Origin of the sequence: Aquabacter sp. (genome assembly GCF_965279295.1) — a bacterium.
Taxonomy (GTDB): domain Bacteria; phylum Pseudomonadota; class Alphaproteobacteria; order Rhizobiales; family Xanthobacteraceae; genus Aquabacter.
Genome location: NZ_CBDIHQ010000018.1, coordinates 734,854 through 750,831, shown reverse-complemented (window position 1 = coordinate 750,831; position 15,978 = coordinate 734,854). Strand labels below are relative to the sequence as shown.

Annotated in this window: 15 protein-coding genes and 1 pseudogene; 8 read left to right on the top strand and 8 right to left on the bottom strand. The window is 64.9% G+C overall.

Translation table 11 applies throughout. From position 1 onward, the window contains the following. Both ypfJ and moaB read left to right on the top strand, forming a co-directional pair. The coding region (gene ypfJ / locus ADADO0_RS21480; protein ID WP_511307218.1) for a KPN_02809 family neutral zinc metallopeptidase at positions 1 to 834 on the top strand (834 nt) is incomplete at its 5' end. Then, positions 834 to 1,394 (top strand): molybdenum cofactor biosynthesis protein B, encoded by a 561-nt coding sequence (moaB, locus tag ADADO0_RS21475; RefSeq protein ID WP_511307217.1) that lies wholly within the window; start codon positions 834 to 836, stop codon positions 1,392 to 1,394. The genes ypfJ and moaB, both read left to right, overlap by 1 nt. A gap of 607 nt (positions 1,395 to 2,001) precedes the next feature. On the opposite strand, the pseudogene ADADO0_RS21470 reads toward moaB, so the two are convergent. After that, positions 2,002 to 2,319: pseudogene (locus ADADO0_RS21470) on the bottom strand (diacylglycerol/lipid kinase family protein); the annotation flags it as partial. 66 nt (positions 2,320 to 2,385) lie between these two features. Between ADADO0_RS21470 and ADADO0_RS21465 the strand changes: the two are divergent. The 3 genes from ADADO0_RS21465 to ADADO0_RS21455 all read left to right on the top strand — a co-directional run bounded on the left by ADADO0_RS21465 (position 2,386) and on the right by ADADO0_RS21455 (position 4,270). Beyond that, entirely contained in the window at positions 2,386 to 2,787 is a 402-nt protein-coding gene (locus ADADO0_RS21465) for a hypothetical protein (RefSeq protein ID WP_511307216.1), read from the top strand. Positions 2,788 to 2,846: 59 nt separating this feature from the next. Further along, positions 2,847 to 3,056 carry a DUF1328 domain-containing protein gene (locus ADADO0_RS21460; protein WP_511307215.1) on the top strand — a complete coding sequence of 70 codons (210 nt, stop codon included), beginning with the start codon at positions 2,847 to 2,849 and terminating at the stop codon, positions 3,054 to 3,056. 107 nt (positions 3,057 to 3,163) lie between these two features. After that, the gene (locus tag ADADO0_RS21455; protein ID WP_511307214.1) at positions 3,164 to 4,270 is read left to right on the top strand and encodes a polyamine ABC transporter substrate-binding protein; all 1,107 of its coding nucleotides are present in this window, start codon (positions 3,164 to 3,166) and stop codon (positions 4,268 to 4,270) included. A 248-nt stretch (positions 4,271 to 4,518) separates the two neighbouring features. Here ADADO0_RS21455 and rnhA read toward each other — a convergent pair whose 3' ends face one another. The 3 genes from rnhA to ispH are packed head-to-tail and all read right to left on the bottom strand — an operon-like array spanning position 4,519 to position 6,911. Continuing rightward, positions 4,519 to 4,971 (bottom strand): ribonuclease HI, encoded by a 453-nt coding sequence (gene rnhA, locus ADADO0_RS21450; RefSeq protein WP_511307213.1) that lies wholly within the window; start codon positions 4,969 to 4,971, stop codon positions 4,519 to 4,521. Next, on the bottom strand, positions 4,968 to 5,933 hold the full coding sequence (locus ADADO0_RS21445) for a homoserine kinase (RefSeq protein WP_511307212.1): 966 nt from the start codon (positions 5,931 to 5,933) through the stop codon (positions 4,968 to 4,970). The genes rnhA and ADADO0_RS21445 overlap by 4 nt, the downstream gene beginning before the upstream one ends. A gap of 3 nt (positions 5,934 to 5,936) precedes the next feature. Continuing rightward, positions 5,937 to 6,911 (bottom strand): 4-hydroxy-3-methylbut-2-enyl diphosphate reductase, encoded by a 975-nt coding sequence (gene ispH / locus ADADO0_RS21440; RefSeq protein WP_511307211.1) that lies wholly within the window; start codon positions 6,909 to 6,911, stop codon positions 5,937 to 5,939. A gap of 347 nt (positions 6,912 to 7,258) precedes the next feature. On the opposite strand from ispH, the gene ADADO0_RS21435 reads away from it, so the two are divergent. Next, positions 7,259 to 7,933, top strand: coding sequence for a DUF1013 domain-containing protein (locus ADADO0_RS21435; protein WP_511307210.1), 675 nt, complete (start codon positions 7,259 to 7,261; stop codon positions 7,931 to 7,933). A gap of 67 nt (positions 7,934 to 8,000) precedes the next feature. On the opposite strand, the gene ADADO0_RS21430 is transcribed toward ADADO0_RS21435, so the two are convergent. Continuing rightward, positions 8,001 to 8,834 (bottom strand): universal stress protein, encoded by an 834-nt coding sequence (locus ADADO0_RS21430; RefSeq protein ID WP_511307209.1) that lies wholly within the window; start codon positions 8,832 to 8,834, stop codon positions 8,001 to 8,003. A gap of 276 nt (positions 8,835 to 9,110) precedes the next feature. Here ADADO0_RS21430 and ADADO0_RS21425 point away from each other — a divergent pair, with 276 nt between their 5' ends. Further along, positions 9,111 to 10,160 carry a glycosyltransferase family 2 protein gene (locus tag ADADO0_RS21425; protein ID WP_511307208.1) on the top strand — a complete coding sequence of 350 codons (1,050 nt, stop codon included), beginning with the start codon at positions 9,111 to 9,113 and terminating at the stop codon, positions 10,158 to 10,160. A gap of 8 nt (positions 10,161 to 10,168) precedes the next feature. Further along, positions 10,169 to 10,984, top strand: coding sequence for a ChbG/HpnK family deacetylase (locus ADADO0_RS21420; protein WP_511307207.1), 816 nt, complete (start codon positions 10,169 to 10,171; stop codon positions 10,982 to 10,984). Between the two features lie 14 nt (positions 10,985 to 10,998). On the opposite strand, the gene clcA is transcribed toward ADADO0_RS21420, so the two are convergent. The 3 genes from clcA to ADADO0_RS21405 all read right to left on the bottom strand — a co-directional run bounded on the left by clcA (position 10,999) and on the right by ADADO0_RS21405 (position 15,941). Continuing rightward, on the bottom strand, positions 10,999 to 12,372 hold the full coding sequence (clcA, locus tag ADADO0_RS21415) for a H(+)/Cl(-) exchange transporter ClcA (RefSeq protein WP_511307206.1): 1,374 nt from the start codon (positions 12,370 to 12,372) through the stop codon (positions 10,999 to 11,001). A 95-nt stretch (positions 12,373 to 12,467) separates the two neighbouring features. Further along, complete coding sequence (locus ADADO0_RS21410; protein WP_511307205.1) at positions 12,468 to 14,210, bottom strand: ABC transporter ATP-binding protein/permease; 1,743 nt, start codon at positions 14,208 to 14,210, stop codon at positions 12,468 to 12,470. 105 nt (positions 14,211 to 14,315) lie between these two features. Next, positions 14,316 to 15,941 (bottom strand): acyl-CoA synthetase, encoded by a 1,626-nt coding sequence (locus tag ADADO0_RS21405; RefSeq protein ID WP_511307204.1) that lies wholly within the window; start codon positions 15,939 to 15,941, stop codon positions 14,316 to 14,318. Between the last annotated feature and the right edge of the window lie 37 nt (positions 15,942 to 15,978).

Below are 15,978 nucleotides of genomic sequence, written 5' to 3'. Positions count from 1 at the left end.
GGCATGGGAATGCCCGGCGGAGCCGGCGGCTTCGGCATCGGCACCATCATCGTTGTGGGCCTGGTGGGCTGGGCGTTCGGCATCAATCCGCTGGTGCTGCTGTCCGGGCTTGAGCAGATCCAAGGCGGGGGGAGCGGCTATGAGCAGAGCGCGGCCCCGCAGCAGCAGGGCAAGCCAGGTGAGCCCGCCGACCAGCTCGGCCGGTTCGCGGACCGGGTGCTCGCGCAGACCGAGGATGTCTGGACGGAAATTTTCCGTCAGCAGGGCAAGACCTATAAGGACCCGACGATGGTGCTGTTCTCCGGCGGCACACGCTCGGCCTGCGGCGGCGCATCGTCCGCCATGGGGCCGTTCTATTGCCCGCTCGACCAGAAGATCTATCTCGACACATCGTTTTTCAACGAGATGAAGACCCGCTTCCGCGCGCCAGGCGATTTCGCCAGTGCCTATGTGATTGCGCACGAGGTGGGCCATCACGTCCAGAACCTCCTCGGCATTCTGCCCAAGGTCCAGGAAGCCCAGCGCAAGGCCGGCGAGGGTTCGGCGGCGGCGAATGCCTTGTCGGTGCGCACGGAATTGATGGCGGACTGTCTCGCGGGCGTCTGGGCTTACAACGCCAACGATCGCTTCCGCATTCTAGAGCCGGGCGATGTGGAGCAGGCCTTGAACGCCGCCAGCGCCATCGGCGACGACAAGCTTCAGAAGCAGTCTCGCGGCACAGTGGTGCCTGACAGCTTTACCCATGGCACCTCGCAGCAGCGGGTGAACTGGTTCACGCGCGGGCTGAAGACCGGCTCCATGCAACAGTGCAACAGCTTGCAGGGACCCGTGTGATGTCCGACCAAGACATGCGCCCGTTCGTCGGGCTCAACATCGCCGTCCTCACCGTCTCCGATACCCGCGACCTCGCCAGCGACAAGTCCGGCGCCCTGCTTGCGGGACGCATCACGGATGCGGGGCACAGGCTCGCGGCGCGTGAGATCGTGGCGGACGATGTCGGGGATATCCGCGCCATGGTGGGCGGCTGGATCGCCGATCCCGGCATTGATGTGGTGATCACCACCGGCGGTACCGGCTTTACCGGCCGCGACGTGACGCCCGAGGCGGTGGAGCCGCTTTTCGAGAAGCGCATGGAGGGCTTCTCCACGGTGTTTCACATGGTTTCGTTCGGCAAGATCGGCACCTCGACGCTGCAAAGCCGGGCGACCGCCGGCGTTGCCAATGCCACCTATATTTTCTGCCTGCCGGGATCGCCCGGCGCGTGCCGCGACGGGTGGGACGAAATTCTGGTGAAGCAGCTCGACGTGCGCCACCGGCCCTGCAATTTCGTGGAAATCCTCCCCCGCCTCGACGAGCATTTGAAGCGCGCCAAGGCCAAGGGGGCGACGGTCTAGCGGCTAAGCGGCCGTTTCGTCCTTCTGCCACTGCACCGCGCCGGGGGGAATGAGCAGGGTCAAGGCTTTTGGCTGGATCTCGTAGGTGAGCGGCATGGTCTCCCGCGTCACTTCCCCGTCGGTGGCCACCCAGCCGCGTTGGCGGTGCCGGGCATTGATGGTGATTTTTCTTGCCCTTGAAGGAGTGGATGCCGGGGTTGTTGCGCCAGGCCTGGGTCAACAGATCGGCACCCGCCTTCACGCGGGCCAGGGCGCCACGCTCCTCGGCGATATGGATTTCCAGTTCGCCGGCATCCAGTCGGGTGCGATGCCAGCCGGCGCCGTCGAAACTGTTGTTGGTGACGAGCGCGGCGTAGGCGTGCAGCGTCACGCGCTTGCCGTCCACCTCGATGTCGAGATGAACCCGCCCGGAACGGGTGAGGGCGCGCCCGAGGGCCAGCAGCCAGCCGACGATGCGGCCGCGCGTCTTGCGCACGGCTTCGCGGGCCAGCGCCATCTGACTGAAGAAGCCGATGCCGGACACACCGTGAAAGGCACGCCCATTCAGCGTCGCGACATCGATCCGCATGGGCTGCGCCGCGCGCAGGGCGATGAGCGCGGCGGCAAGGTCGCGCGGCAGGCCGATGTCATAGGCGAGCATGTTCATGGTGCCGAGCGGCAGAACGCCGAGAGCGGTCTGGGTCCCGCTGAGGACCGAGGCGGCGAAGCTGACGGTGCCATCTCCCGCGCCGACCACCAGTGTGTCGTACCCGCGCTCAGGTGCGCTACGGATCGCCTGGACCATGTCTTCACCCTGGAGAACCTGGACTTCGAGCTCTTTGCCCGGTTCCCTCAAGGCGGTTTCGACCTCGGCGCGCACGCGGTCGCTGCCGAGATCGGCGATGGTGCCTGCCTGGGCGTTGAGAATCACGAGGGTGCGTTCCATGTTCACGCTCCGAGGTGCGGCAGGATCGCGGTTGAGATATGCTGCCCAGGCTGAGGGAGCATGGCGATGGCATCTGAAACAACACCGATTGGCAAGTCCTCTATCCTCCGTCTGCGCGCCGGGCTTCTGCTCCTGGCGGCGCTGGTGATGTTCTGCGTGTCCGCCGGACGGTTCGTCGCCGTGCAGTTCGGTTTTGGCTGGGTCTGGGGCACGATTTGCGCACTTCTGGTGGCGGGCTTGCTGGCGTTCGGCGTCACCCGCCTGACCCGCAAGACATATTTCGCGCTCGCCGCATTCATTACCTTGCTCACCACGTACCTCGCGTTCGATTTCCTACGCGGCGCAGCGGGTTGGTCGGGGACCACCTCCCTGGTGTTCGCGCTGATACCCCTGATCATACTGGCGGCGGCCTTCTGGGATTTCCGCAAGCTGAAGCTGGAAATCACCCGCTGGCTCAATACCCCCTGAGGTGAGTGGAACCCGCGGCTAGGCAATGGGGTTCCAGCGGCGAACAGCGGAGCTTAGACATGCTGAAATACGCCGTCATTTTTCTGATCATCTCGATCATCGCCGGTGCGATGGGTTTCATGAACATCTCCGCCCTCACGCGGCGCATCTCGTTCATCCTGTTCGGCATATTCCTGGCTCTGGCGGCCCTGGCGCTGCTGTTTTTCGTGCTGCTCGACAAGGCGATCAGCAACAGCCTGCTGCAAAGTGCCATGTCGATGGTGGCTTGAGCGGTGCTGCGGCGCCGAAGGGTGTTGAGCCTGCGAAGTTCCCGCAATAGCCTTGCTGGCAGCGAGGCCGACGAACGGCCTCCTTGGACCTTCGAGAGGAGAACACTATGCGTCGCCTAGCCCTTGTGGCCGCGGCCGGAATGATCGCCATGAGCGCTCTGCCGGCGCAGGCCCAGCAGAAGGTGCTCAACGTTTTCAACTGGTCGGATTACATCGACGAATCGGTCCTTGAAGACTTCACCAAGGAAACCGGCATCAAGGTGCGGTACGACGTTTTCGACAGCAACGAGGTGCTTGAAACCAAGCTGTTGGCCGGCAAGACCGGCTATGACGTGGTGGTGCCGACCGGCTCCTTCCTTCAGCGCCAGATCAAGGCCGGCGTGTTCCAGAAGCTCGATAAGTCCAAGCTGCCCAACCTCGCCAACATGTGGCCCGACATCACCACCCGCCTCGCGGTGTATGATCCCGGCAACGACTACGCCGTGAACTATATGTGGGGGACCACGGGCATCGGCTACAATGTCGACGCGGTGAAGCAGCGGCTGGGCGATGTCCCCCTGAACACCTGGGACATCATCTTCAAGCCGGAAAACCTCTCCAAGCTCAAGGATTGCGGCGTCTACGTTCTGGACGCGCCGGAGGAAGTCATTCCCGCCGCGATGCGCTATCTCGGCCTCGATCCTGATTCGAAGAAGCCTGAAGACATCGCCAAGGCCGGCGAAATGCTCATGAAGGTGCGGCCGTTCATCCGCAAGTTCGATTCCGGCGGCATCATCAATGCGATGGCGCGCGGCGACATCTGCATTGCGGTGGCGTGGTCGGGCGACATTTTCCAGGCCAAGACAAGGGCCGAGGACGCGGCCAAGAAGAGCAAGAAGAAGCCCATTAACATCGGCTATGTCATCCCCAAGGAAGGCGCGCTGATGTGGTTCGACAATTTCGCTATCCCCAAGGATGCGAAGAACGTGGATGAGGCGCTGACCTTCATCAACTACATGAACCGTCCCGAAGTCGCGGCGAAGAACACCAACTTCATCTCTTATGCAAACGGCAACCTCGCCTCGCAGAAGTTCATCGACAAGGATATTTTGAGCAATCCCTCGATCTATCCCGACAAGGCGACGTTCGACCTGCTGTTCACGGTCACAACCTATCCGCAGGATGTCCAGCGGGTGGTGACGAAGACCTGGAGCAGCTTCAAGCGCGGCAAGTGAAAAGCTGCGTCACCCAGGGTTTTGACCTGGGTGACGCTTTTCCCGGACAAGCGAAGCCGAAGGCTGAGCGCCGAGCCGGGATCCAGCGCAAAAGTTCCGGCGAAGCCGGGACACACCGCGATCAGCGTTGAGAGCATTTCCGCCGCGCGGCGGCGGAAATGAAGAGAAGCGCCTTCGGCGGTCCGTTGTGGGTCCCGGGTCGCATTCCGCTCACGCTGCATGCGCACGGGACAAGGTTGCAAAAGAGATCAAGCGCGGGTGAGTTTGAAGGGTGCCATGCCCTGGCGGGCGAGTTCGTCGGCGCGCTCGTTCAGCTCGTTGCCGGCGTGGCCCTTGACCCAGTGCCATTCCACCTGGTGTTGTTTGAGGGCCGCGTCGAGGCGCTCCCACAGGTCCTGGTTCTTTACCGGCTTCTTGTCGGCGGTGCGCCAGCCGTTGCGGCGCCACCCGGCCATCCATTTCATGACACCGTTGCGCATGTATTCGCTGTCGGTGTGCAGCGCGACGGCTGTGCCGGGCTTCTTCAGGGCTTCCAGAGCGCTGATGGCGGCCATCAGCTCCATGCGATTGTTGGTGGTGTGTTGCTCTCCGCCGGAGAGTTCCTTCTCGTGCGTGCCAGAGCGCAGGATCGCCCCCCATCCGCCGGGGCCGGGATTTCCCGAGCAGGCGCCGTCAGTCCAGATTTCAACCGGATTGCTCACGCGGCGAGGCCGTAGTCGCGGGCACTTTCCATGGCGCTGTGAACCCTGAGCTTGCGCAGATATTCCAGCGGGTCCTTGGGCTTCACCAGGGCGCCGTCCGGCACGTTCAGCCAATCCACCAGTCGCGTCAGCAGGAAGCGCAAAGCAGCGCCGCGCGCCAGCCGGGGAAGGGCTTCCGCTTCTTCCGGCAGAAGCGGGCGAACCTCGCCGTAGCCGGCCAGCAGTGCCCGGCCCTTGGTGGCGTTGAACGCGCCATCCTGCTCGAAGCACCAGGCGTTGAGGCAGACCGCGACGTCGTAGGCGTAGAGGTCGGTGCAGGCGAAATAGAAGTCGATGATGCCGGAGAGCTTGTCGTCCAGGAAGAAAGCGTTATCCGGGAACAGGTCGGCATGGATGACGCCCGCCGGCAGGCCGGCGGGCCACTGGGCCTCCAACTCGGCAAGCTCAACCTCAATGGTGCGCGAAAGGCCCCTCGCAACACTGTCTGCGCGCGCGCCCGCCGCCTCATAGAGCGGACGCCAGCCGGAGACCGAGAGGGCGTTTTCCCGCCGCATGGCAAAGTCCGAACCGGCGAGATGCAGCCGCGCAAGTTCGGCGCCGAGCTGGCCGCAATGGGCGACCGCCGGCCGACGCACCGACACGCCGCGCAAGAAGGTGACGATTGCGGCTGGGCGATCGGACAGTTCGCCCAGGGTTTCTCCGTCGCGCGTCGCCACCGGCTGGGGGCAGGAGATGCCGTTCCGGGCGAGATGCTGCATCAGTCCGACGAAGAACGGCAGATCCTGCGGCGCGACGCGCTTTTCATAAAGCGTGAGGATGTAGGTGCCACGCGTGGTCTGGAGCAGGAAGTTGGAGTTTTCCACGCCCTCGGCGATGCCATGGTACGACACCAGCGTGCCGATGTCGTAGCGCGCGAGGAACGCATCCAGCTGCGGCGCCGTGACGTCCGTATAGACCGCCACGTCCTACTCCGCCGCGTCGGGGCGCAGGGCCCGGGGAAGGGGGAAGAACACGTTTTCCTCGGCTGCCGTCACGGTCTCGACCTCAAGGGTGAAGCGCAGGGCGAACGCATCGAGGATTTCCTCGACCAGAATTTCCGGCGCGGAGGCCCCGGCGGTGACGCCAAGCGAGGTGATGCCGGAAAACTGCGGCCAATCGATATCCGCGGCCCGCTGGAGCAAGACTGAAATCTTGCAGCCGGCACGCTCTGCCGCCTCCCGCAGGCGCTGGGAGTTGGACGAATTGGGCGCACCCACCACCACCATGGCATCCACATGGGGCGCCACCTTCTTCACCGACTCCTGTCGGTTGGTGGTAGCGTAGCAGATGTCTTCCTTGTGCGGCGCGGCCATGGTGGGGAACCGCTGGCGCAGGATGTCCACAATCTCTGCCGTGTCATCAAGCGAGAGCGTGGTCTGCGTGGCATAGGCGAGGTTGGACGGGTCGCGCGGCGTGAAGGTGCGCGCGTCCTGCGCGGTCTCGATCAGGGTCACGGCCCCTTCCGGCAATTGCCCCATGGTGCCGATGACTTCCGGGTGCCGGGCGTGGCCGATCAGCAGGATGTCCCGGCCCTTCTTGTAATGCACCTGCGCTTCGCGATGCACCTTGGTGACGAGCGGGCAGGTGGCGTCGATGGCGAACATATTCCGCTGCGCGGCATCTTCCGGCACGGACTTGGGCACACCGTGGGCGGAAAAAATCACTGGCGCGCGGCCGGCGGGAACCTCGGACAATTCCTCGACGAAGATCGCGCCCTTCCGCTTCAGGCCCTCGACCACATATTTATTGTGCACGATCTCATGGCGCACATAGACCGGCGGTCCATAGATCTTAAGCGCCTGCTCGACCGCATCGATCGCCCGCACCACGCCCGCGCAGAAGCCGCGCGGCGCGCACAGCATCACGCGCAGGGTGGGCTTGGGGGCGGGATCGGCAACCAATTGCATCGGCCATGAATGAGGGCGACGCGCGAGATGTGTCAAGTGCGTCAGGGCAGCCGGGGCAGGCAGAAAGACCGGGACGGCACAGCTGCCGCAGGTTGTTCCTCGATTGGCTTGGTCTTGAATTGGTTCGCGGGTTTGGGAACACCCTGACACCGGCGTGCTCTTGGAAATCGACCGGCCGGTGTGCCGCGCCATTTGCATCGGATCGCGGGGGCGCCTATGTTGTTATTATCCCGGACATTGCGAGATCCGCGGTTCGCCCGAGAAGAAGGGCGAGCGACGGATCCCTTATGCCAGCGGCTTGAGAGCCGAAGATCAATCAAGACGCCGAGAGGCCGCCCCCTATGTCGAACACACCCCTCATGCCGAAGGCGACCGCCGTATGGCTGGTCGAAAACACGGCGCTGACGTTCGAGCAGATCGGAGACTTCTGCAAACTCCACGCCCTTGAGGTCAAGGGCATCGCCGACGGCGAAGTTGCGCAGGGGATCAAGGGGCTCGACCCGATTTCCACCGGTCAGCTTTCCCGCGACGAGATCGATCTCGCCGAGAAGGACGAGAACCGCCGGCTGCGCCTGCTGGAATCGAAGGTCCGCCTGCCCGAAAAGAAGACCCGCAAGGGGCCGCGCTACACCCCGGTTTCGCGCCGTCATGACCGGCCCAACGCGATTCTCTGGCTGGTCCGCAACCATGGCGAACTGAAGGATGCGCAGATCATCCGCTTGGTCGGCACGACCAAGGCAACGATCCAAGCCATCAAGGAGCGCACGCACTGGAACTCGCCGTCCCTCGCGCCGATGGATCCGGTGACGCTCGGCCTGTGCAGCCAGATCGATCTCGATATCGAAGTGCAGCGCGCCGCCAAGGACCGGCCGGCCAGCGCCCAGGACGAGCGGAGCGCCACACTGCTTCCCGCCGACCAGACCACACGCAATCAGGACGACGCGCGCCCCCGTCGGGAATCGCTCGATCTGGAAACCGTATTTGCCAAGCTGGGCGGGTCGAAGAAGGGCGAGTGAGCCCAAAAGGTCGGCTCAACCTAAGAGTTCAAGATGGCGCGCCCACTACGGCGCGCCATTTTCTTTATCAATGGGCCATCAGGACCGGGACTGTCATGGTGGAGAGGATTTCGCGGGTGACGCCGCCCATGACCAGTTCCCGCAGGCGGGAGTGGCCGTAGCCGCCCATCACCACGAGGTCTGCGCCCTGGTCAGACACTTCGTTGAGGATCGCCTGGGCGATGCTGGCTTCGCCCGGCCCCAGTCGCAGGACGTGGGTCCGCGCTGAAAGGCCGTGCCTGGCGAGATGGCGAACCACCTCCTCGGCGCTTTCGTCCTCCGCAGTGCTGCCGCGCACCACGCGCAGCACCTCTACCACCTCGGAGCGATGAAGCAGTGGGAGGGCCTCGGCCAGCGCCCGCGCGGCGGCGCGGCTTCCGTCCCAGGCGACCACGGCGCGTCCGCCGCCATAGGTCGCTTTCTGAACATACGGCACCAGCAGGACCGCGCGGCCCGAATCGAGAAGCACAGTCTCCGCGATCACCTCTTCCGGCCCCGGCCGGTCCGGGTCGGGCTGAGCGACCACGGTCAGGTCGAACAGGCGCGCCATCTGCGCGAATTTATTTGCGGCAACCCCGAGCGAGGCGCTGAGAGTTCTCACCTCATAGCTCAAGCCCGCTTCCGTCGCCGCCCGTCCGAACACTTCGGATGCCTGCGCGGCTGCGGCCTCGTTCTCCTGCACCTGGGTCTCGATGAAATCGGTCGGCACAGCACCCATGTAGAAGGGCGGCACATCGATTTCATAGGAGACCGCAAGACCGGTGATGTGTGCGGAAAATGTCTTCGCGATACTCACGGCGAACGCTGCTGCCGCGTCCCTCTCGGTCCCCTGCGTGAGGTTCACAAGGATATCCCGGATCATTGGCGTCTCCCCCGTGCCGCATCGACGACACCACATTACCCTAATGGTAGGCTCGAATGACGGTATTGATCCCGCGCAAGCCGAAATCAAGGGTATGTGCAGTGCGCTTGTCACAAATGAAAACGCGGCCGCCCGGGGGAGAGGCGGCCGCGTCAGATGAAACGATCAAGGGGGGGAGTCGATCGTTCCGATGAGTGAACTGCGGCTCGAAGGAAGGGTTCCAAAAAGGATGAAATTTTTTTTGAAACTATCGTCCCCCGCTCCCAGTGGCTCTAAATGGAGGCTCGGCATTATGCCGAAAACCATGGACGCGCAGCGGTGACACCGGACCTGAGCATCGTCGTTCCCGTCTTCAACGAGGCTGACGGCATCGACGCCTTTCACGAGAGGCTGAGTGCCTGTGCCATCCGCGTCGCGCTCGCGCGCGACATGCGGATCGAGATCGTCTACGTGGACGACGGTAGCCGGGACGCGACAGCAGCCCTGGCGGCGGAACTCCCCGCGCTGGGCGTGGATGTTCAGACCATCGCCCTCTCCCGGAATTTCGGCAAGGAAGCCGCATTGCTCGCCGGGCTCGACCATGCGCGCGGCGACGCGCTCATGTTCATGGACGGCGACGGCCAGCACCCGCCCGAGATGATCGAGACCTTCGTCGGCCTCTGGAAGGACCAGGGCTACGATGTCGCCTATGCCGTAAAGGCCGATCGCTCCGACGAACCGACCTCCCGCCGGCTGTTTGTGAAGCTGTTTTACCGGCTGCTGAATTTTGGTGCCTCCACCCGCATTCCCGAGGATGCGGCGGATTTCCGCCTGATGTCGCCCCGCGCCGCCGCGGCGATGCGCCGCCTGCCGGAACGCAACCGCTTCTTCAAGGGTCTGTCTTCTTGGATCGGCTTTCGTCAGGTTGCCGTGCCCTATCGACCTCAAGCGCGGATGCATGGGGCGAGCAGTTGGAGCTTCCTCCGCCTGCTTGGCCTTTCGATGGAAGGGCTCACATCCTTCTCGCCCGCACCGCTGCGTCTCGCCGGCCTGACCGGGGCGATGCTCGCGGGCGCGGCGTTTCTCTACGGCATGTGGATCATCGTGGAGCGCCTCGTGTGGGGCATTCCGCTGCCCGGATATCCCTCCGTGGTGGTGGGCGTCATGGTGATGGGCGGCGTGCAGCTTCTGGTGATGGCGGTGCTGGGGGAATACATCGCCCGCGTGCTGTCGGAGATTAAGGCGCGCCCGGTTTATTTCGTTGCAGGCCATGTGCTCCACCATGCCGAGACACCCGCACCGGTGGAAGAGGCACCGCGTGCCGCTGTTCGCCAGACGGTGTCCTGAGCGGCGCCATGCACAAGCGTATCCGCATCTGCGCCGACGATTACGGCATCGCCCCCGGCGTCTCCAGGGCGATCCGCGCGCTGATCGAGAACCGGCGCATCAACGCCACCTCGGTCATGACCCTGTTTCCCGATCTTGGCGAGGAGGCCCAGCGCCTGTGTGAGGCGGCGGAGGGCAGCGGCGCCAGCATCGGGCTGCATCTGACCCTCACCGGCGGATTTAAGCCATGCGCGGCCGGGCCGCTGGGGGGCGATAAATTACCCTCCATGGGTCGGCTGATGGCGGCGGCCTTCACCCGGCGGATCGACCGCAAGGCGGTGGCGGCGGAGGTCGACGCCCAGTTCGCGGCGTTCGCGGCGGCGTTCGGCCATCCCCCCGACCATGTGGACGGCCACCAGCATGCGCATGTCCTGCCGGGCATCCGGGGCATCGTCCTCGATGCGACCCAGCGCCACGCGCCGGCGGCCTGGGTGCGCGACTGCACGGCGGCGCCCGCGGCCCGCCAGGGTTTCGATGCGAAGGGCCGTTTGATCAGCGCGCTTTCACGCGGCGAGGCGAAGGCGGCGGCGGCGCGCAGGCTCTCCACCAACAAGGGGTTCGCGGGCGCCTATGTCTTTGCCTCCGGCACTGCGTTCGAGCCACTGCTGGCGCATGTTGTCGCCGGCCTGCCGGACAAGGGGTTGATGATGGTGCATCCCGGATTCGTCGATGAGGTGCTGGCCGCGCGCGATCCGCTGACGACCCAGCGCGCGCGGGAATATGACGTGCTCGCCGGCCCGTCCTTCCCCGACATCCTGGCCAAGGCCGGCGCCACCCTCATGTGAACGGCGCGCGGCGGTCAGCCCTTGTGTTCGCGCTCGTCCCAACCGCCGATCTGTTCGGCGCCTTCCGGCTCTTTCGGCGGGGTCTGGCCGGCAAGGCGCAGGGTGCGCTCCAGCAGCACCTCGTAGATCGGCTTTCCGCCCAGCGCCTCGGCCACCAGATTCGCGAACACGCAGGTGAGGATGACGGGCACCAGCACGGTGTAGGCGCCGGTGAGTTCCGCCACCAGCACCACCCCCACCAGCGGCGCACGCACCGTGGAGGAGAACAGCCCGCCCATGGCAGCCACCGCGAGCGCCGCCAATATGCCATGGGGCAGGGGAATGAATGCGCCCAGCGTCGAGCCGTAAAGCACGCCCACGGCAGTTGCGAGCGCGAGGATGGGGGCGAAGATGCCGCCGGGAACGCCGGTGGAATAGCTTGCCATGGTCATCACGAAGCGGATCAGAACGATGCCGGCCAACACCATCAGGGGCAGATTTTCCCGCGCCAGCGTCACCGCGAGGAGTTCCCCGCCAAGCGTCGCCTCGGGCAGCACGATCAGCAGCACGCCGATGGTGAGGCCCACGACGCCGGGCACGATGTAGAACGACCAGCGCAGCCCGATGCTGCGGGCGAAATCCAGCGACCAGACCAGAGCGGCGTTGAACGCGACCCCCACCACGCCCAGCAGCGCGCCGAGCCCCACGAAGGCCGGCAGGAGGTAAAGCGGCATCTCCGGCACGACGAGCAGCATATCCGGGCCGACCCCGGCGATGCTTTCCGTAACGATGGCGCTGGTGACGGAGCCGAGGATCACGGCGGTGTAGGTGCGCAGCCCGTAAGGAAACTGCCGGCGGGTTTCCTCGATGACGAACAGGATGGCGGCGAGCGGCGCATTGAAGGCGGCGGCAAGTCCCGCCGCGCCGCCGGCGGAGAGCAGCCCGCGCATGTCGCGCGTCGACAACCCGAGCCATTCCGAGGCGGCCTGAGCCACTGAGGCGCCCATATGGATGGTCGGTCCTTCGCGCCCGGCCACCAGCCCTGAACTCAGCGCCATCAAGCCGCCGACGAACTTGACCGGCAGGATGCGCTTCCAGCGCACCTCTCGCAGCCCCTCAAGCGCGCCTTCGATTTCCTGGACACCCGAACCTGCCGCCTCGGGTGCGAAGGTGCGCACCAGCCAGACGGACGCCACGACGAGCGCGGCGGCGATGAGGGCGACGACCAGCAGGAGCGGGAAGCCGGTCATCCCGCTGCCGCGCACCATATCGGACCAATGGGACGCAGCATCCACGCTGAGGTGGAAGACCGTGCCGATCACCCCGACCACGGCACCGACCAGGATGGCGACGATGTAATAGGCCGCATCGCTCAAGCGGCTTTCGCCGGTTTTACCGGAAGCATCCACGCCCGTTCCCCCGCCGCCGGCCGCATGCCAGCCCAGGGTGAGTTAACGGCCCCAAGCCCCCTGCCGCAAGTGCGGCATGGGGGCGTAGCGGCTCGTCAGGCAGTCGCGGGCGCCAGCGGTGCCGCGACGAGGCGGCGCGGCGCGGCGTCGCCGTCCAGGACCAGCTGGCGGTCGTGGAAATCCTTCAGCGTGTGGCGGTGGCCGATGGAGAGCACCGTGGTATCGGCAAGGCGCTCGCGCAGCATGGCATACAGTGCGGCCTCGGACGGCTCGTCGAGCGCGGCGGTGGCCTCGTCCAGCAACAGCACGCGCGGGCGCACCAGAAGGGCGCGGGCGAGCGACAGACGCTGCTGCTCGCCGGTGGAGAGCACGTCCGGCCACAGCGCCTCCTCGCCCAGGCGGGCGATGAGGGCGGGCAGGCCGACGGCTTCGAGCGCCGCTTGAAGCTCGGCGTTGCCATAGTCCACGGGTTCGCGGGGATAGGCGAGGGCGGCGTCGAGCCGGCCGACCGGCACATAAGGCCGCTGCGGCAGGATCATGACCCGCCCTTCGTCGGCAAGCTTCACCTCGCCCTTGCCGAACGGCCAAATGCCTGCGATTGCGCGGAACAGCGTGGTCTTGCCAGACCCGGACGGCCCCATCACCAGCACCCGCTCGCCGGAGCGCAGCGCGAGATCCTCGACCTCGATAAGCGCATCACCCTTGGGCAGCCGCACATCCATGTGGGCGATATGCAGCGGCTCGGTGCCGCCCTGGGTGTGGGGAAAGGCGGGCGCTGCGGCACTGATCTTGGCGGCCGCCATGTTGCGCTCGAAGCCGGTGAGACGGTTCACCACCGCTGTCCACTCGGCAAGGTCCGAATAGGACGTGATGAAGAAAGAGAAGGCGCCCTGAACCGAGGCGAATGCACTTGCGGTCTGCATCAGCGGGCCAAGCAGGATGGCGCCGGAGAAATAGGCCGGCGCCACCACCACATAAGGAAAGATGGTGGAGATCTGGTTGTAGCCGGCGGTGAACCAGGTGAGGCGCTTCTGGGCCCGCATCAGGTCGAAGAAGTTGCCCCAAATATGGGAAAACCGCATGTCGAGGCGCCGCTGTTCCGCCCCCTCTCCACGCAGCATGGCTATCTGTTCGCTATTTTCGCGAACGCGAACGAGGTCGACGCGAAAGTCCGCCTGATATCGCTGCTGGTTGAAATTGATCTTCACCAGCACGCGGCCAATGAGGTGCGCGAGCCAGGTCCCCACACCCGCGTAAATCAACGCCGCCCAGAACAGATATCCCGGAACGGCGAAGTCGGTGCCAAGCAGCGTGAAATCGAAGGCTCCGGAAAGATTCCAGAGGATCACGCTGAAGGAAACCAAGGACACGACGGTGCCGAACAGACCGATACCATTGGAAATGGTTTGGCCGACGAAAAGGCGGATATCGTCGGCAATCCGCTGGTCCGGATTGTCGGCCGCATCGCCCTGGACACGCAGGCGGTAATAGGTGTCGTCGCTCAGCCATTGTGAGAGATAGCGGCGCGTCAGCCAGCGGCGCCAGCGGATCTCCAGCCATTGCTTCAGGTAGATCTGGTAGACCGCCACCACGATGGCGCACACCGCGATGCCGCAGAAGATCAGCAACTGGTGCTGGAACTCGGGATAATCCTTTTCCTGGATGGCGTTGTAGAACGCGCTGTTCCATTCGTTCAGCAGCACCGTGGCGTAGACCCAGGCCAGTTCCAGCGCCACCACCGCACCGAGCAGGCCCAGCGCAACCCATTTTTCGTCGCTGCGGAAATAAGGAAGGGCGAGGCGGCGGATGTCGCCGAGCAACTTGAACAGTGCGCGCATGCTGGGTCCGGTCGGTTTCGTTGCCGACCATACTCTGCTTCGACCTAAACGGACGATGTCCGCACCGTTACCGCTGTGTCATGTAACCGCCCCAACGGCAGGTTTTCAGACCGCTTTTGCCATATCCCGCAACCGGAATTTCTGGATTTTCCCGGTGGACGTCTTGGGAATCTCCTCGAACACAATGTGGCGAGGGCATTTGAAATGGGCGAGATTCGCCCGGCAATGAGCGAGCAGTTCCTCCGCCGTTGTCGTGGCGCCTGCCTTCAACTCGATGAAGGCGACCGGGGTCTCGCCCCATTTATCGTCCGGCCGCGCCACCACCGCCGCTGCGCTGACGGCAGGATGCTTGTAAAGCGCGTCTTCCACCTCAATGGATGAGATGTTCTCGCCGCCGGAAATGATGATGTCCTTGGAGCGATCCTTGAGCTGAACGTAGCCATCGGGATGCTTCACGCCGAGGTCCCCGGAATGGAACCAGCCGCGGGCGAAAGCGGCCTTGGTGGCGGACGGGTTTTTCAGATAGCCCTTCATCACAACATTGCCCCGGAACATCACCTCGCCCAGCGTTTCCCCATCCGCAGGCACGCTCTCCATGGTCTCGGGATCGAGCACATCAAGCGCCTCCAGGGCGCCGTAGCGCACGCCCTGGCGCGACTTCTTCTCCGCCTGCTCGCCGGCGGGCAGCGTGTTCCATTCCTCGTTCCAATCGTTCACCACCGCCGGGCCATAGACCTCGGTGAGCCCGTAGACATGGGTGACGTTGAAGCCGGCCTCCTGCATCGCTGCCAGGACGGCGGGCGGCGGCGGGGCGGCGGCGGTGATGAACTCGACGGTGCGGGGCAGGGCGCGCTTGTCGCTCTCCGGCGCGTTCAGCAGCGTCGTCATGATGATCGGCGCACCGCACATATGGGTGACGCCGAGATCGGCGATGGCATCGAAGATCGGCTTGGCGCGGACCTGGCGCAGGCACACATGGGTGCCGGCCACCGCGCAGATCGACCATGGGAAGCACCAGCCATTGCAGTGGAACATGGGCAGCGTCCACAGATAGACCGGATGCCGCCCCATGCCGCAGGTGATGATGTTGCCGTTCGCCAGCAGGTGGGCGCCACGATGGTGGTAGACCACGCCCTTGGGGTCGCCGGTGGTGCCTGAGGTGTAGTTGAGGCAGATGGCGTTCCACTCGTCCGACGGCATCTCCCAGGCGTAGGCGGGATCGCCCGTGGCGAGGAAATCCTCATAGTCGATTTCGCCGAGCCGCTCGCCGGCCCCGGAATATTCCGGGTCGTCATAGTCGATCACCAGCGGCTTGCGCTTGACCAGCGCCAGCGCCGCCTTGATGACCGGAGAGAACTCCCGGTCGGAGATCAGCACCTTCGCCTCGCCGTGATCGAGGATGAAGGCAAGGATCGGCGCATCCAGCCGGGTGTTCAGGGAATTCAGCACCGCCCCGCACATGGGCACGCCGTAATGGGCCTCCAGCATGGGCGGGATGTTGGGCAGCATCACCGCCACGGTGTCGCCCACGCCGATCCTGCGCTGCTCCAGCGCCGAGGCTAAGCGGCGGGAGCGGTCATAGAATTCGCAATAGGTCCGGCGCTGGGCGCCATGGACGATGGCCGGGCGCTCGGGAAACACCGCCGCCGCCCGCTCCAGAAACCCCAGCGGCGTCAGCGGCTGATAGTTGGCCGGATTGCGCTCCAGGTTCTGATCATAGATGCCGGGCATCGGTCCTCCCCAACGCATGTCTGTTCTTCGTCCGGCG